The organism is Paraburkholderia sp. NMBU_R16 (genome assembly GCF_013282575.1).
In the GTDB taxonomy this organism is placed as follows: domain Bacteria; phylum Pseudomonadota; class Gammaproteobacteria; order Burkholderiales; family Burkholderiaceae; genus Trinickia.
On sequence record NZ_JAAAYE010000061.1, the window covers coordinates 1 to 13,365 of the forward strand.

General features: G+C 59.6%; 14 protein-coding genes and 1 pseudogene. 6 read left to right on the forward strand and 9 right to left on the reverse strand.

Features of this window, described 5'->3' with window-relative positions; all coding sequences use genetic code 11:
* The 5 genes from GWC77_RS23170 to GWC77_RS23190 form a co-directional block, all read left to right on the forward strand.
* Window positions 1-118: IS4 family transposase (locus GWC77_RS23170; RefSeq protein WP_173259959.1), on the forward strand; the 118-nt coding region annotated here is incomplete at its 5' end.
* A 66-nt stretch (window positions 119-184) separates the two neighbouring features.
* Window positions 185-961, forward strand: coding sequence for an SH3 domain-containing protein (locus tag GWC77_RS23175; protein WP_173260704.1), 777 nt, complete (start codon window positions 185-187; stop codon window positions 959-961).
* Window positions 962-1,225: 264 nt separating this feature from the next.
* Entirely contained in the window at window positions 1,226-2,077 is an 852-nt protein-coding gene (locus GWC77_RS23180) for a hypothetical protein (RefSeq protein WP_173260705.1), read from the forward strand.
* Between the two features lie 208 nt (window positions 2,078-2,285).
* Window positions 2,286-2,573, forward strand: coding sequence for a PAAR domain-containing protein (locus tag GWC77_RS23185; protein WP_173260706.1), 288 nt, complete (start codon window positions 2,286-2,288; stop codon window positions 2,571-2,573).
* A gap of 85 nt (window positions 2,574-2,658) precedes the next feature.
* Complete coding sequence (locus GWC77_RS23190) at window positions 2,659-3,603, forward strand: hypothetical protein (protein WP_173260711.1); 945 nt, start codon at window positions 2,659-2,661, stop codon at window positions 3,601-3,603.
* A 311-nt stretch (window positions 3,604-3,914) separates the two neighbouring features.
* Here the strand turns inward: GWC77_RS23190 and GWC77_RS23195 are convergent, their stop codons facing one another.
* From GWC77_RS23195 to GWC77_RS23230, 8 genes are all read right to left on the reverse strand, one after another.
* The gene (locus GWC77_RS23195) at window positions 3,915-4,679 is read right to left on the reverse strand and encodes an ABC transporter ATP-binding protein (RefSeq protein WP_173260714.1); all 765 of its coding nucleotides are present in this window, start codon (window positions 4,677-4,679) and stop codon (window positions 3,915-3,917) included.
* The gene (locus tag GWC77_RS23200) at window positions 4,676-5,554 is read right to left on the reverse strand and encodes an ABC transporter ATP-binding protein (protein WP_173260716.1); all 879 of its coding nucleotides are present in this window, start codon (window positions 5,552-5,554) and stop codon (window positions 4,676-4,678) included. The genes GWC77_RS23195 and GWC77_RS23200 overlap by 4 nt, the downstream gene beginning before the upstream one ends.
* A gap of 1 nt (window position 5,555) precedes the next feature.
* On the reverse strand, window positions 5,556-6,497 hold the full coding sequence (locus tag GWC77_RS23205) for an ABC transporter permease (RefSeq protein ID WP_173260717.1): 942 nt from the start codon (window positions 6,495-6,497) through the stop codon (window positions 5,556-5,558).
* A 44-nt stretch (window positions 6,498-6,541) separates the two neighbouring features.
* Window positions 6,542-7,621: an ABC transporter permease gene (locus tag GWC77_RS23210; protein WP_173260719.1), complete on the reverse strand. Its 1,080-nt coding sequence runs from the start codon at window positions 7,619-7,621 to the stop codon at window positions 6,542-6,544.
* An 11-nt stretch (window positions 7,622-7,632) separates the two neighbouring features.
* A complete protein-coding gene (locus GWC77_RS23215) occupies window positions 7,633-9,255 on the reverse strand; it encodes an ABC transporter substrate-binding protein (RefSeq protein ID WP_173260721.1) in 1,623 nt (540 codons plus the stop codon).
* Window positions 9,256-9,294: 39 nt separating this feature from the next.
* Window positions 9,295-10,884 carry an ABC transporter substrate-binding protein gene (locus tag GWC77_RS23220; protein WP_173260723.1) on the reverse strand — a complete coding sequence of 530 codons (1,590 nt, stop codon included), beginning with the start codon at window positions 10,882-10,884 and terminating at the stop codon, window positions 9,295-9,297.
* Between the two features lie 186 nt (window positions 10,885-11,070).
* Complete coding sequence (locus GWC77_RS23225; RefSeq protein ID WP_173260725.1) at window positions 11,071-11,322, reverse strand: plasmid stabilization protein; 252 nt, start codon at window positions 11,320-11,322, stop codon at window positions 11,071-11,073.
* 75 nt (window positions 11,323-11,397) lie between these two features.
* Window positions 11,398-12,615, reverse strand: a complete 1,218-nt coding sequence (locus GWC77_RS23230) for an RNA-guided endonuclease TnpB family protein (RefSeq protein WP_173260748.1) — start codon at window positions 12,613-12,615, stop codon at window positions 11,398-11,400.
* Window positions 12,616-12,697: 82 nt separating this feature from the next.
* Between GWC77_RS23230 and GWC77_RS29715 the strand changes: the two are divergent.
* Window positions 12,698-12,819, forward strand: a pseudogene (locus GWC77_RS29715) (transposase); the annotation flags it as partial.
* Between the two features lie 187 nt (window positions 12,820-13,006).
* On the opposite strand, the gene GWC77_RS23240 reads toward GWC77_RS29715, so the two are convergent.
* Window positions 13,007-13,207 (reverse strand): hypothetical protein, encoded by a 201-nt coding sequence (locus tag GWC77_RS23240; protein ID WP_173260727.1) that lies wholly within the window; start codon window positions 13,205-13,207, stop codon window positions 13,007-13,009.
* Window positions 13,208-13,365: the final 158 nt, after the last annotated feature.

The following is a 13,365-nucleotide window of genomic DNA, read 5'->3' on the forward strand; positions in this document are numbered from 1 at the left end:
CCGCAAAGGCGACGGCGAGCCTGGCGTCAAGACCATCTGGCTAGGCATGCAGCGCGTGGTGGATTTTGCTGCTGGTATCAGATACGCGCGTGAGCTCGAGCAGCAGACTTGTGTGTAATGGAATGCGTTTAGCCACATGAGACGACGTTTTTTAGAGGAGTCGGTATCTGAAGGCGGCATTAGGATGAACATCAATACGGTAAGTCGTTTCTTTTTGCGGGCCACCGTCCCGGACGAAACGCTCACCGCCGATGGCGGCGTCATTTTTTTGACCGTTGGAGCTAACGCGCGTTCGCGCGACGGACGCTATGTCGTCCTTGACCTCACTCGTAACGGCGTGACGGAAACAGAGGATGGTAAGCCCACCGTGGGGAGTCGCGAATTTTGCCCGATCCTTGACACCCAAACCGGGTGTGTCGCACGTGACTATACTGGCGCTGTTTGCGGCGGGGCATGGAGCGACAAGGACGCCGACTGGCAAAGTCAGCTTGATTCGGGCAAGAAAGAGTCTCAATCGATGAAGACCCTGGAAAAGCCGACGGCCCAGGCCGTATGGACTCAGTTCATTCAGGCAAAGTCCACCGATATCAAGCCGTTCTTGCGCGTTGCGCTAGGCCTTGAAAATCTCCGCGCATGCGATCCGCCGAATGCAGAAAATGCGAGATATTACGAGCAAATACAGGCTGCGATTGGTGATTCCGCCCATTCCACAAGCGGCCACGACGCGGGCGGTGCGATGGCCGCCAATAATGATTTATTGCCGAGCTGGACAGTGAAGGTCGACCGATCATGGCTTTATGAGCGGCCCTCGGTGGGGAGCAACCGGCACGGGTATCTAATCCGTGGCGATCATGTCGCGGTAATCGGCGAAGAGAGGCCAGATTGGGTACGGGTTCGCTACTCCCGGGCCGGGAAGCCGCCGCTGGAAGCTTGGTTGAAGCGACAGGACATAACCCGCTAGCTTTGCCGCGCACCATGTAGCTCGAACGGATGCAAACCGCTTCCTAACATGCTGCTTGTTGTTTAGGCCGCTGCCCTTGCGCAGCGGTCTCGGGTGACTTTGGCCAAGAGGCCATAGAAAATTGGGCTGCACGAGAGACACATGAGAAACTGGTGTTAAGACGGTTGTTGTTGGGAAAGTTATATATCGACGTAAAATTGTATGGCGATCGCGAGACCGAGTTAAAACTTTATTTACTCAATGATAAGCTTAACGGGTGGATCTGTGGCGTATAAACTTTATGGGTTGATGCTGAGTTTCTGCCTGCTTGCATGTGAAATGGTTAGTGCCGCAGAACCCACGGAGCCAGATTGTGCGAACAGCGAATGTGTGGTCTTCGTCAATGACAAGCCTTCGGCAGCGGAGGCTTTGTGTGATGGCGCGGCCGTAACGATTAGATGGACGGCCGGCGAGAACCTCTTTTTGACAACCTGTGAGGATGCAGGGACCGAAGAGCAAAACACCAATTTTATTTCGGATGCCGCGGGTAGTCACGCAAGTAAACTAATTTATGGTCGCCCAATACTGAAGCAATTTTTGCGGCAGCACCCAGTCGGGCCGGTACCGGACAAGTTCGCACCTCGCCCATATTGTACTCCACCATCGTTGCAACAGGTCTCAAGTTGTGCTTTTGTTTTATTGGATAAACTGCCTGAAAACACCGACAATGATTACTGTTTTGAGCCCACTTATGTGCGTTACAACAAAGGGCAGATCACTATCGACACCGCGAAAGGACCGATCGCCGCGTCGGATAAGAACTATTTTGGGACGCCGCCAACCACACAGCAACAGTCGAATCTGGCTGCGTTGATCCATCAGTACGGACCGATGTCGCGCCAATCGAACAACGAAGACAGCCCGCAGCCAGAGAACGCCCGTCAGATCGCCGCAGAGAAAGCCTATTTGTACGGCACGCCGGACGAGAGTGGAAAGAAAAGAGGGTATTTGATTCGCGGCGATACGGCGGTGGTACTTAAGGAAGTCGGTGAGTGGACGCAGATTCGGTATCGCCAGGCCAATGGCAACGAGATTGTGCGTTGGGTACGGTCTGCGGATTTGCTCCGCGCACCGTAAGTATGCGATGTGCCGGCGGGCGTACGACAACCCCAAAGCGATGCAGGTGGTTGACCGAGTGATGCGAATCGAGGCTTTCTGATTAATTGTGCATGATTCTCATGGATACGGTGGATCGTTATTTGACTGGAAGTGACGTAATCTTGATCTTCGATGCATCCCATTTGCGGACTATCTGGGATTATATCCAAAACACTTTATATTTTTTATGAAACGCTACCTGATCCTTAACGGCGACAAGACTACCGCGGACGGAACGGTAATCGCCAAACCGAGCACAATCCGATTCGAAAGCCGCGACGTCGCCCATGAGGGCGACGACGTGCAATGCCCTGGCTGCAAAACAATCGGAAAAATAAAATGTGACGGTCCACGCCAAGTGATGACGGCACCCGACGGGCGGCACGCGGCATTAAGCGGCGATCTGTGCGTTTGTAAGTGCGATCCGCTGCCGCGACTCGTTGCTTCACAACGATCGATGTCAGTCGATTCGTGATGTTCCGTTTCCAGGCTGCTGCCGCGTCGTCGTCCATTCGATAAACATTTCCGCCGCGCTGTTTACCTCAATGACTTTACATTCCATGCAATCAGATTCCAAACCTCTTACGTGGCGTGCAGCATCGAAGCGTTCCCTGCTCCGCTTGCCAAGCATTGTTAGCTTCGGCGGGTTGATCGTTGCAGCGATCAACAAACTACCGAACCTCGCCTGCATTTTCGGCTGCCTTCTTTTCGCCACGGTCCCCGTCGGGTACTTCGTTACCAACCGCATCTTCCACGGCCAGCCAAAGCCAACCGTCGCCAGACAGATGCTGGCGTGCTTTGCGCTCCTCGTCCTGGCATTGCTTCTGAGTCCGACATTCAGTGTCGCTCACCGCTTCTTGGATGCGGAGCACGATGTTACCGTCACGTGGACCAAGCGCTCTCTGTTTGACACGATCCGGCAGCCGTTCTACAGCCAAGACGAACTGGTCTGGGGGCAAACTAACTATGACGTGGGCTACGTGCCATCGACGGTTTTCTGCCCAAAATACAGCACCAGGCGCTATCCGCTTTTCACTGTCGAGCGCGACGAAGGTTTTCTGAGCGTGCTGACGCGCTGGGACGGCTCCAGCATGGAAGAGCCACCACCGCCAGATGCTCTCCAACGCGTTCTTTCACGTTGCGTGACGGGCGGTCAGGCCATGCTTAATTCGGGGCTGACCAAGGAATCGGCGCTGATGCAGGGCAACGTCGATCTTTTCTTCGCTCGTGCCGAGCAGGAGCACAGCGGCGCGGAGGGCGAAGTGGTACTGGAAGACGCACAGATTCCCCCATACATCATGAAGAAGGTCGAGACGTTCTTGGCAAAGGATCCGGACAGAGGTTTCTGGTACGTCAATTTCAGCCTGCCAGGAGCAGAGCCAGTGGCGCGTGGTGTTAAACCGACGGCACCGGGGCAGCCAGATGTCGTGCGGCGACTAAAAACGATTGCCATCGCAGCCGCGTTAGGACGTAACGAGGAACTGGCACGGCTGAAAGCGAAATAATGCGGCAATTCCAGTAGATCCGAGTTGCGACCAAATTGTCGCCAGAAACCTGTCCAAAAAACCGTTCTCGGTGGGCGCTTGGGCGCTGCCGTTACCACTTCGGCCAGCCTGTCCGCATAGCGCTTTCCAATACTTGGCGGACGCTATGCTGACTAACTGCCATCAAGCCTTCAAGACGGCCATGGTCGAATGCTCACTCACCACGCGCACCTGGGACACCGTCAAAAAATGCGCCGCGGCATAACAAGCACGATGCAGCCGATCGAATGGCCTTACGTCGCGCCCTCAGCCCGAACTGCACGTTTCACCGCCTACGGCTTACGCCCGCGCCGACGATAGCCATGCGTGGCGCGCAGCAGGCTACGCGTATAGTCGCTCGCCACCCGCCCGGCACGAACATCCTCGACACCCAACTGCTCAACAATCTCGCCGTTATGCATCACGGCCACGCGCTGACAAAGAAAACCGACGACGGCGAGGTTATGACTGACGAGGATCATCGTCAGCTCGCGTTGCCGATGCAGCCGGTGCAGCAAGTTGAGAATTTCCGCCTGAACCGATACATCGAGTGCTGACGTAGGCTCATCGAGCAAGAGCACGCGAGGCTCGAGAATCAGCGCACGCGCGATGGCGACGCGCTGACGCTGTCCACCCGAAAGCTGATGCGGGTAGCGAAAGCGAAAGGCGGGTCCGAGGCCGACTTCGGCCAGCGCCCGCGCGATCCGCTGATCGGCGTCCGATATCCGATGGATGGCGAGCGGCTCGCGCAGCGTTTCATCGACGGTAAAGCGCGGATGGAGCGAAGCGTACGGGTCCTGAAACACCATCTGCACGTCGCGCCGAAACGCGCGGTCGACCTTGCCGGCGGAGACAATCCGCGTATCGATCGACATGCTCCCGCTCGCAAGCGGCACGAGACCGGTCAGCGCACGCAGCAGCGTCGATTTTCCCGAGCCGGATTCACCGACGAGCCCGAATGCTTCACCGCGCGGGACCGAGAAGCTTGCTCCGCGCACCGCATCGACGTGGCCCGTGCGTGTGGGAAAACGAATGGATACGTCGCGCAGCTCGATCATCGTCCGCTCTCCGTGAGCCAAGCCGGGTCGCGTTGCAGCACGGGCAATTCTCCGACGGGATGCGCGAGCGTCGGGCTGGCCGCAAGCAAGCCGCGCGTATACGGATGCGTGGCATGAACGAGTTGCGACGCGGCACAAGTCTCGACCACGCGCCCGGCGTACATGACGGCAACGCGATCGCAAAACGACATGACGAGCGGCAGATCGTGGCTGATGAAAAGGAGCCCGGTACCATGGCGCGCGATCGTTTCGTCGAGCACGGCAAGCACCTGCATCGAGACGGCCACATCGAGCGCCGACGTGGGTTCGTCGGCAATCAAGAGCCGCGGGCCCGTCGAAATCATCATGGCGATCATCACGCGCTGCCCCATGCCGCCCGAAAGCTCATGCGGATAAGAGGCCGCGACGCGTGCGGGATCGCGAATATCGACGGCGTGCAGCGCATCGAGAATGCGCATGCGCAAAGCGCGTCGTCCGAGCCCGCGTTCGCGCAGCCGAAACGTCTCGGCCATCTGGCTCGCTACCGTCATCGTCGGATTCAGCGAATATTTCGGGTCTTGCAACACCATGCCCATGGCAGCGCCCGCGAGCCGGCGTCGCTCGCGTGCGGACATCGCCAGTAGATCGTGCCCCTCGAAACGCATGCTGCGTGCAGTGCACTGGGCGCTCGCGGGCAGCAACCCGAGCAGCGCGCGTCCCGTCAGCGACTTGCCCGAACCCGATTCGCCGACGATGCCGAGCCGCTCGCCCGCGGCAAGCGTCAGCGAGACATCGCGCACGGCATCGACGAGGCTGCCGTCATGGCCGCGAAACGCAATCCGCAATCCGTCGATTTCGCAAAGCGGAGCCCGCGATGCGTTCGCGATATCGTCCATGTCAGTCTCCATGGCGAGGATCGAAGACATCGCGCAGCCCGTCACCGAGTAGATTGAATGCGAGGCTCACCAGGAGAATGGCCCCGCCCGGCAGCGTAGCGACCCACCATGCATCGAGCAGCACGTTGCGTCCCGAAGCGACCATGAAGCCCCACTCGGGGCTCGGCGGTTGCGCGCCAAGGCCCAGGAAGCCGAGCCCGGCGACAGCGAGCACGACGCCGGCCATATCGAGCGTCGCGCGCACGATGACAGACGACATGCAAAGCGGCACGACGTAGCGCAGCACGATGCGCGGCTCAGAAGCACCTTGCAATCGCGCTGCATAGATGAAATCGGCGTGGGCAATGCGCAGCGTTTCGGCACGCGCGAGGCGCGCATAAGCGGGCCACGCCGTGATCGAAATGGCGACGACGGCATTGACGACACCAGGCCCGAGCGCGGCCGCGAAGGCGAGCGCCAGCACGATCTTGGGAAACGCGAGCGCCATATCGGTGATTCGCATGAGGACGCGATCGACGAAACCGCCGCAAAAGCCCGCAGTGGTGCCGATCAAGAGGCCGATGGGCACGACGATCGATACGACGAGTACGGCGATGCCGAGTGTCAGACGCGAACCGGCGATCAGCCGCGAAAGAATGTCGCGTCCGAGTTGATCGGTGCCGAGCCAATGCGAGGCGCTGCCGGGCGGCAGCAGGCGATCGGAGAGGACTTGCCGCAACGGATCGTGCGGCACGATGAAGGGGCTAGCCGCCGCCACGATGCCGAGCGCGACCAGAATCGCGAGCCCGATCATGTTCAGCGGATTCGCCGCGAAGCGCCGCCAGCGCCGATAAGCGAGCCCGAGCGAGGCCTGCGCGCGCGATTGCGGCGTATCGACGAGCAACCATTCGCGCACCGACCGCGGGGCGGCGGGTAGAGTCGGTCGATCGGGAGAAGAAGCCATGTCGAATAGAAGGCGAAATAAAGGCAAAAAACAGCGGTGTCGCGTCAACGGGCACGCGGATCGAACACGCGATAGAGCGCATCGGTCAGCAGATTGACGAAGATGAACATGACCCCGATGACGAGCGTGCAGCCGAGGACGGCGTTCATGTCCGCATTGAGCAGCGCACCGGTCAGATACGAGCCGATACCGGGCCATGCGAAGACGATCTCGGTCAGCACGGACCCTTCGAGCAGATTGCTGTAGGTCAGCGCAATGACGGTCAAAAGCGGCACGGCGATGTTGCCGAAAGCGTGACGCCAGATCACGCGGCTTTCCGGCAGGCCTTTCGCGCGCGCGGTGACGATGTATTCCTGATTCAATTGATCGAGCATGAACGAGCGGGTCATGCGGCTCAGATAGGCGACCGAGTAGTAGCCGAGAATGGCGGCCGGCAAGGCGATATGCGAGATCGCATTGCGCAGGACGTCCCATTCGCCCGCCAGCGCGGCATCGAGCAGCAACGAGCCGGTACGCGGGTCGACCATGCCGTCGTACAGCGGGTCGAGCCGGCCAGGTCCACTCACCCAGTGCAGCCGCGCATAAAAGAGCAGCAGCCCCATGAGACCGAGCCAGAAGATCGGCACCGAACTGCCGATGAGCCCGATGAAGCGCGCGAGATGATCGACCGGCCGGTTGTGCCGGACTGCGGCAACGACCCCGAGCGGCACGCCGAGCGCGATGCCGATCAACGTCGCGAGCGTGGCCAGCTCCAGCGTTGCGGGGAATACGCGTTTGATGTCGTCGAGTACCGGGTTGGCCGTCAGCAGCGATATGCCAAGGTTGCCGTGTAGCACGTCGCGCGCATAGATGAACAACTGCGTGGCAAGCGGCTTGTCCAGGCCCAGCGCGATACGCTCGGCTGCGTAGGCGTCGGCCGATGCACGGTCGCCAAGCACGGCGAGCACGGGATCGATCGGCACTTTGCGGCCGATGATGAAAGTGAGCGCAATCAGGCCTGCGAACGTGATGGCGAGCGTGATCGCCCAGCGCGCGATGCGCAATATCCAGCGCACGGCCGGCCTTCGCGCGGGGAGTGTGCGTAGCGCTTCAAGCCGGGTGCGAGACGAAAGCGGCGTCGACATGATGTGAGAACTCAGCGCTTCCTGAGATTGCGATACGACACGAGGTCGTTGATTGGCCCGACTTCGAGCCCGCTCACACCTGGAGCGGTCGCGACCTGCGCCACTTTCTGGAACATGATGACGAAGGGCGACTGGCTCAGCAGCGCTTTTTGCATCGCTTGATAAAGCTGTGCCCGTTTCTCGGTCGAGGGCTCGGCAAGCGCCTTTTGCGTCTGGTCGGTCAATTGCGGAATATCCCATCCATTGCGCCAGGCAAGCATCTTGTAGCTCGACTTGTCGGAGTTATCGGGATTCCACGCGAAACCTTGTGCGTTGCTGTGCGGATCGATGTAGTCGGCAGACCAATCGCCAATGTAGATGTCGTGCTGGCGCGCACGATACTTGGCGAGCGTTTGCTTGTTGTCGCCAGGGATCAGCTGGACCTTGATGCCGGCCTGCGCGAAATTTGCCTGTATGGCCTCCGCGATTTCCGTGTAGGGGGAATCGTTGCGCACATCCATCGTCACGGAAAAGCCGTTCGGTACGCCTGCTTTGGCGAGCAGCGCCTTGGCCTTCGCGACATCGAGCCGATAAGGGTTTATATTCAGCGCCCCAAGAAATCCTTCGGGTAGGAATGTCTGATGAACTTTGTAAGTTGTCTTCACAACATGGCTTTGGATACCTGAATAATCGACGAGGTACTTCAGCGCTTCTTGTACGTCCGGTTTCGCGAGCGTGGGATTCTTCGTATTCAGGCCGAGGTAGAGGAGGGTGACCTGGGGCGAGGGCGTGATCTTTGCTTTGCCGCTTGTTCCCACGGCGGCGAGATCGTCGGGGCTCAGATCGCGCGCGGCGTCGACATCGCCGCTTTCGAGCATGAGGCGTTGAGTTGCCGCCTCGGGCACGTGACGCAGCACGATGCGCTTCATGGCGAGCGGCAAGCGGTAACCGTCGAAGCGTTGCAGCACGATGCTGTCGCTTGCGGTCCATTTGACGAGCTTATACGCGCCCGAGCCCGCTTCATGAGTGCGCAGCCAGCCGTTGCCGAAGTCGTTGCCTTGCTGATGCGAGAGCAGCAGTTTCTTGTCGACGACGGAAGCGGGCCAGGAGCCGAGCACATTCAACACGAACGTCGGTGCGTATTTCTGGTCGGTCGCGATCGAGACCGTGGAATCGTCGATCGCTTTCACTTTCCCGATCACATTCTCTTTCGTGAGTCCGATGCCCGTGAGTACGGCTGCCGGACCCTTGTCGAGCTGTACGGCGCGCTGGATCGACCAGGCAACGTCGTCCGCCGTGAGCGGATTGCCCGAATGGAACTTCAAGCCGGGGCGTAGCTTGAACGTGAACGTCAGCCCGTCAGGACTCACTGTCCACGATTGCGCGACGTCGCCGTTGAATTTCGACGGGTCGGCCAGATCGACGCGAACGAGGCGGTCATAGGTGTTCGCCGCATACTCTTCGGGCACGAGCTCGTAAATTTCGCCGGGATCGAGGGTGGTGAATTCGTCGAGCAGCGTGGCCATGACGAACATATCCTTCGGCGTTGCAGCCCGAGCGTCGAGGGGTGCGGTCAATGACAGGCCGATTGCGAGGCATACCGGCAGAAAGACCGCGGGCAGTGCCGCGGCGGACTTGGGCAACCAGTGTTTCATGCGCGCTCCCAATTGAATGGCCTGCTCCGTCGAACGTAGTTATTTCTTCAATGTCCGGTAAGACGTCAGATCGTTGATCGGGCCAACTTCCGGCCCGGTCACACCGGGGCGTGTCGCCACCTGAACGACTTTTTCGAACATGATAATGAACGGCGAATGCTCGAGCACCTGTCGTTGCATAGCGGCATATCGCTTCGCGCGTTGTGCGGGCGCCGGTTCGACGAGCGCTGCCTCCGTTTCGGCGGTCAGCTGCGGAATGTTCCAACTGTTGCGCCACGCCAGCATTTTGTACTTCGATTGATCGGAGTTGTCCGGATTCCAGGCGAAGCCGCGCGCATTGCTGTTCGGATCCATGTAGTCGGACGACCATTCGCCGATGAAGATATCGTGCTGACGCGCGCGGTACTTGCCGATCGCCTGCTTGGCGTCGCCGGGGATCAGCTTCACTTTGATGCCGCCTTGCGCGAAGCTCGCTTGCAGCGCTTGCGCGATTTCCACGAACGGGTAGTCGTTCGGCATGTCCATTGTCACTTCGAAGCCGTTCGGCAGGCCGGCTTTTGCGAGCAACGCCTTCGCCTTGGCGACATCCAGGCGGTAGGGATTCGCATCGAGCACGCCGAGAAAACCGTCGGGCAGAAAGGTTTGATGCACTTTGTAAGTCGTACTGACGATGTTGCGTTGAATGCCGTCGTAATCGACGAGCCATTTCATGGCCTGCTGCACTTCAGGCTTCGCCAGATTCGGGTTTTTCGTATTCAGGCTCAGATAGAGCAATGCCGAAGCGGGCCACGATGCGACGTGGATCTTGTCGGCTTTCGACAGCGTCGCGAGACTGTCGGGGCTCAAATTGCGCGCGGCGTCGGCATCGCCGTTCTCGAGCAGCAGCCGCTGCGCCGAGGCTTCGGGCACGTGACGCAGCACGATGCGCTTCATGGGATACGGGGTGCGGTAATCGTCGAACCGTTGCAGCACGAGGCTTTCGTTCGGCGTCCACTTGACGAGCTGGTAGGGCCCGGAGCCGGCGTCGTGGGTCCTGAGCCATGCGCTGCCGGCGTCGCCGTTTTGTTCGTGCGAAAGCAGCAGTTTTTTGTCGAGAATGGAGCCGGGGCCCGCGCTCAACACGTTCAGCACGAAGCTCGGCGCATATTTGCGATCGGTCTGCAGTGTCACGGTCTGTTCGTCGATCTTTCGAACCTGCTGCGTGACGTTTTCTTTTGTAAGTCCGAGATCGGCCAATACGCCGGCCGGACCTTTGCCGAGCAATACGGTGCGCTGGAGCGACCAGGCGACGTCGTCGGCCGTGACAGGATTGCCTGAGTGGAATTTGACGCCAGGGCGCAGCTTGAACGTATATGTGGTGCCGTCGGCACCGACACTCCACGACTGCGCGAGCTTGCTTGCGAACTTGGAGGGGTCGTGCAGATCGATCTGCACGAGCCGCTCATAGACATTTGCCACGTATTCAGACGGCACGAGCTCGTAGATTTCGCTCGGGTCCAGTGTCGTGAACTCGCCGATTTGCGTTGCAATCACGAAGATGCCGGGCGGCGTGGCGGCGTAAAGCGGAGTAAGGGGCGTCAGTGCGGCAATCGCGGCCGTGACGAGGAATTTCGACAGCAAATGCTTCATGCGGACTCCATCGGAAAAGGGCGATGGGCTCCGCGGCGGTCATGGCAGTGACAGCCGCGCGCGGAGCGCAAGACCATCATCGTACCGCGTGGCGAACTCAGTTCAATTTACATGGAGCGCCAGCCATGCCATTACTCGGGAATCAGACGCGGGCAGCAGGATGTCCGAGAGGACATTCGAGAAGAATCAGACGCCCGGGTTCGCACGGTCGGCGATTGCCTCGCGAGCTGGCAGATCGAGTTCGACGCCGCCGAGCGGCTCGATTCGACTACGGATAGATTCCGCGAGACTGCGCTGCTCGATTCGAGCGCTGGTCGAAAGTGCTGCCTGTAGAATCTCGCCGGCCTCGTCTTCCATTGAGTGGCCGTACTGAGCCGCCTGCACGCGCAGCCGCGCCTTAAGCTGGTTATCGACGTTACGAATCGTCATGCTCGCCATGCTGGTGCCCCTTCATCATTGATGGCATTTTATTGACATCCGCCCCTTCCTAAAAGGAAGGAGATCCCTACGGCGCTACGCGATAAGTTGCGCAGTCGCTTCGGCGGGTTCCTGCTTCGCCGGGTGGCCTGACTGCACCCTCCCTCCACAGGCAAATAAGCGCTGTCCGCGCTCTAAAACATTGATCGCGCCGGCCACGTCGGCGTGATTCTCATATCCGCACGCGACGCACGTGAATCGCGCCTGCGTCGTACGGTTTTCGACCGAGGCGTGGCCACAGCACGGGCACGTTCGGCTCGTGTTGTGGGGCGGCACGGCAATGACGTATCCGCCAGTCCACCTCAGCTTGTAATCTAGTTGACGACGAAACTCGAACCATCCCTGGTCCAGGATGGCGTTGTTCAGGCCAGACTTGGCCCGAACGTTGTTGCCCGGTTGCTCAATGTTGCCCGCTGCGGACTTACTCATGTTCCGCACCTGCAAGTCCTCGATACACACCATCGCGTGATTTTGGCTAATCGTGGTCGTGGCCTTGTGCAGGTAGTCGCGACGGGCATTGGCGATGCGGGCGTGAATACGCTGGATACGCGATTTCGCCTTCTTCCAGTTGCTGCTGAACTTGATCTTGCGACTCATCGCCCGCTGAGCGTGGCGCAGGCGTGCTTCGTGCGTCTTGAAACTGTTCAGCGGTGCGAGGTGCGTGCCATCGCTGAACGTGGCGAAGCGAGCGATCCCCATGTCGATACCGACGGCATGGGTCGCCCGCGGTATGGGCGTATCGACCTCGCGGGCCGTCTGGATCGAGACGAACCACTTTCCACCCGAGAGGCTCACGGTCGCATTGCGCACCGCGCCAAGGACGTCGCGACTATTGCGGTAGCGCAGCCAGCCGAGCTTGGGTAGGAATATCCGGCTGTTGGTCTGATCGAGCTTGATCTGCTTCGGGTCGGGGTAGCGGAACCTATCGCTGCGGCCTTTCTTCTTGAAACGGGGGAATGCTGCGCGTTTGGCGAAAAAATTCTTGTACGCGCGATCGAGATCCTTGAGCGCATGTTGCAGCGGATGCGTCGGCGCATCCTTGAGCCACGGCGTTTCGCTCCCGTTGCGCCACGCGGTCAGACGCTTTGCCATCGGCACGTAGCCGATGAACTTGCCGCCTGCCTCGTAGTTATCCTTTTGCAGCGCCAAAGCCTTGTTATAGACGAAGCGACATGCCCCCGCAAAGCGGCGCATCTGGCGCTGTTGGCCACCGTCGGGCATGAGTTCGTACTTGAAGGCTTGGAGTCGTTCCATGCCGACAATATACTTTTGTCTTTGCACTCTGGATGATCTGAATGCTATTTTCGCCAGCATCTGCCCCGACTTCGAGTCTGAACTGGTGGAGTTCGACGGCGAAGACGAGCAAGTTCACCTCCTGGCGAATTACCCGCCAAGGTTTCTGTGTCATCGCTGGTGAACAGTCTCAAGGGCGCGTCCAGCCGCATGATCCGGCAGAAACAGTACTCCAGCATCCGCACAAAACTGGGGGGCGTATTCTGGTCGCCGCTGCGGCGGAGCGCCTATCGCCGAAGGACGCCTTTGGCGTCCGCTCTATCCTTCCCCGCCCCGAAGGGGCCCTGAAGGGCGAGGTTTGACGCGCAACCTGATCAATGCATGGTGCCCCCGCAATTAAGGGATACGCGCGTCATCGATGGCAATCGACCCACGCGCGTGCCCATTCGATGCCCGCTGCGCGCGCTTCCTCTTCGGTAGCGAAAAAAGCGAGGATACCGGAGCCCTGAATCAGCTCGTTGTTCCGCGTGACGGTGCCGCTCGCGGCAAAGCGCTCGTCTTGCGCAATGACGTGGCCCCAGATTTCATAGCCTTTATATCGTTCGGGTTCCATTGAAATAGGACGCTGCAGTATCGAGCCAGTTCGTGATGAATGATGCCGCGGGCCCGTGACGCAAGGACGCTCGGGGACGCGGTGACGAGGGATGCCGACGCATGCGCCATTCCAGCCGGCCAATAGTGGAGGGCCCGCGAGGAATCGTCCACCTCCCA